The sequence below is a fragment of the Streptomyces sp. NPDC020965 genome (genome assembly GCF_044333555.1).
Classification (GTDB): Bacteria; Actinomycetota; Actinomycetes; order Streptomycetales; family Streptomycetaceae; genus Streptomyces.
This window is the reverse complement of record NZ_JBIRRE010000040.1, coordinates 1-2,285: the sequence shown is the minus strand read 5'-3', so window position 1 is coordinate 2,285 and position 2,285 is coordinate 1. Positions and strand designations below refer to the sequence as shown.

Genomic DNA, 2,285 nt, shown 5'->3' with positions numbered 1-2,285 from the left:
TGATCCCCACCACCATCACCAACCTCCACGCACTCCCCACCAACATCAACGGCAAACTCGACCACAACGCCCTCCCCACCCCCACAACCACCACCACCCACACCACCCGCACCCCCCGTGGCGAGGGAGAGGTCCTTCTCGCCCGGATCTTCGCGGACGTCCTCGGTCTGGGAGCCGTCGGCGCCGATGACGACTTCTTCCGGCTCGGCGGCCATTCGCTGCTCGCCACCCGGGTCGTGGCACGCGTACGGGCGACGGGCACGGCCTGTTCCGTACGGGATGTGTTCGAAGCCAGGACAGTCGCCGCCCTGGCGGCCAGGCTCGCCGACCGCTCCACCACCGAACGGCCCCCGCTCACCCCCGCCACCCGGCCCGACCGACTCCCCCTCTCCTACGCACAGCAGCGCCTCTGGTTCCTGGACCAGATGGAGGGCGCCGGCACCACGTACAACCTGCCTCTCGCCCTGCGGCTGCGCGGGCCACTCGACACGACCGCGCTGGCCACGGCCGTACAGGATCTGGTGAACCGGCATGAAGCGCTGCGCACAGTGTTCGACCAGGACGAAGGCCGGGCCTACCAGCGCGTCCTGCGACCCGACGAGGCTCACGTGCCCGTCCGCATCCTCCCCGTACCGGCGGACGAACTCGCCGGACGGGTCGAGACGGCGGCTGCGGAACTGTTCGATCTGGCGGTGGATCTCCCGCTCCGGGTGACCCTGCTGAAGGCCGCCGCCGACGACCATGTCCTGCTGCTGCTGACGCACCACATCGCGACCGACGAATGGTCCACGGGCCCGCTCCTCACCGACCTGGACACGGCGTACGCGGCCAGGTCCCAGGGCCGGGCGCCGGAGTTCACCCCACTGCCCGTCCAGTACGCGGACTACGCCCTCTGGCAGCGCCAACTCCTCGGCGACCCGACCGACACCACATCCCTCGCCACCCGGCAGACCGCCTACTGGCGCGACACCCTCACCGCACTCCCCGAGGAACTCCCCCTCCCCACCGACCGACCACGCCCCGCCACCCCCACCCACGGCGGGGACACCGTGACGGCGGAGCTGCCGGCCGCGCTGGTGGCGGAGTTGGACCGGTTGGTGCGGGAGAGCGGCGCGACCATGTTCATGGTGGTGCACGCGGCGGTCGCGGCCCTGCTGCACCGGCTCGGCGCGGGCGACGACATCCCGCTGGGCAGCCCGGTCGCCGGCCGGGACGACCAGGCGCTGGACGGACTCGTCGGCTTCTTCGTGAACACGGTGGTGCTCCGGGCGGACCTGTCGGGCGATCCGACCTTCGCCGAACTACTGGACCGGATCCGGTCGACCGACCTCGCCGCGCTGGACCACACCGATCTGCCGTTCGACGCGGTGGTGGAAGCGGTGAACCCGGAACGCTCCCTCACCCGACACCCGCTCTTCCAGACGATGGTGGCGTACGAGGGGGGTGGCCCGGACCTGTCACGGCTGTTCGGCACGGAGGCGGCGGAGCACCGGATTCACGCCGGTGCGGCCAAGTTCGATCTGGACATCCTCTTCCGGCGTACGGGTGCGGCCGGCGCTCCGGGGATGACCTGTGGTGTCCGGTTCGCCACGGACCTGTTCGACCGTGGGACGGTGGAGCGGCTGGCCGGGCGATTGATCCGGCTGTTGGAGCAGGCCGTCGCCGACCCTCAGCGGCCCATCGCCGACCTGGAACTCCGCGACGCCGACGAACGCGCACTCCTCGCCGAGTGGAACGACACCGACCGACAGATCCCTCCGGCCACGGTCATGGAGATCCTCGCCGCCCAGGTCACGGCAACTCCCGACGCCACCGCCGTCATCGCCGGAGACACCCGGCTCACCTTCGCCGAACTCGACCAGCGCGCCAACCGTGTAGCCCACCTCCTCACCGAAAACGGCGTCCGACCCGACAGTGTCGTCGCCCTCGCCGTGCCCCGCTCCGCGGACTCCGTCGTCGCCACCTTCGCCGTGCTCAAAGCCGGCGCCGCCTACCTCCCCCTCGACCTCGACCACCCCGCCGACCGCCTCACCCACATGCTCACCGACGCCGCACCCATCTGCGTCCTCACCACGTCATCGGCGCCCGAACTCCCCGGCGTGCCGCGGCTCGTCCTGGACGCGACGGAGACACGGGACCGGCTCGCGGCCCTGCCGTCATCGCCCGTCGCCGTGGCCACGCACCCGGAGAACGCGGCCTATGTGATCTATACGTCGGGGTCGACCGGACGGCCGAAGGGTGTCGTCCTCCACCACGGCGGACTCACCAACCTCTACCGCGACCAC

At 71.1% G+C, this 2,285-nt stretch carries 1 protein-coding gene; it reads left to right on the top strand.

Annotated elements, in window-relative coordinates; genetic code table 11:
• On the top strand, positions 1–2,285 hold a 2,285-nt coding region (locus tag ACH4S7_RS36525), incomplete at both ends, for a condensation domain-containing protein (RefSeq protein ID WP_398525743.1).